Here is a 215-nt window from a genome sequence, read left to right on the forward strand (position 1 = left end):
ACACTTGTTTTAGTTGTCTTTCAGCGCTACGTAATAAAGCGTACTGGCTCTATTATCATCAGTGGTGATGCATTGCATTACCAATCTGATTTGTTTCTCAATTTAGGTGTTTTAGCCGCAATTATATTGAGTCAAGGAATTTGGATACAAGCTGACGGTGTCTTCACCATACTCGTTGCGCTTTATCTTGTCTTTGGTGCTGGCCAAATTATGAT

Annotated in this window: 1 protein-coding gene; it reads left to right on the forward strand. The window is 39.1% G+C overall.

The features are described from left to right. Positions 1 to 215 (forward strand): cation transporter (locus ACX6CF_RS27245; RefSeq protein WP_458788501.1); only part of this gene is annotated, 215 nt, incomplete at both ends.

The organism is Vallitalea sediminicola, from assembly GCF_054408565.1.